This window comes from Limnospira sp. PMC 1279.21 (assembly GCF_032349615.1).
Classification (GTDB): domain Bacteria; phylum Cyanobacteriota; class Cyanobacteriia; order Cyanobacteriales; family Microcoleaceae; genus Limnospira; species Limnospira fusiformis.
Map to the genome: position 1 here is coordinate 1 of NZ_JARPLU010000529.1, position 482 is coordinate 482.

1 protein-coding gene is annotated in these 482 nt (G+C 45.2%); it reads right to left on the reverse strand.

The window, feature by feature from the left end; all coding sequences use genetic code 11:
- Positions 1-185 precede the first annotated feature (185 nt).
- Positions 186-389, reverse strand: a complete 204-nt coding sequence (locus tag P5683_RS25795) for a hypothetical protein (protein WP_006621756.1) — start codon at positions 387-389, stop codon at positions 186-188.
- Positions 390-482 lie beyond the last annotated feature (93 nt).

The window sequence follows — 482 nt, forward strand, 5'->3', positions numbered from 1 at the left end:
AGTCATCTCGTCCTCTCCATTATACGTCCTAAGTGTTCTGTCTTGTGCTATAGTAGCGCCAACCTTTCCTCCTCGGACTTTAACTTGGCTATTTCCTTCGCTTTGGTGTAATCAATATCGCCCTCACCCAGAGCTTTCAGAATTTCCGGTGGCAGTTTCAACAGTGGTAATTGATTGCTCACGAATCAATCCCACGACATTCGACCCAGAGAGTCAAATGTGGATTTGACAATTTCGGCTTCCGATGTACCCATAGCGCTATGGGTAGTTACTTTTTTCTTAGCGTCGTTTTTCATTCGGTGCAGTAGCGATCGCACCTTTTCCACAGAGTCATTTAAGTTGATAGCCAACAGCCGCAAAATCGCCTCGGTTTCCTCAATCGGGTTCAAATCCTCCCGCTGGATATTCTCAGTCAGGTAGTGCCTAATATGTAATGATAGAGGTGTAGTGCGAAACGTTTAGGAGACAAAATAAGGCTGCAA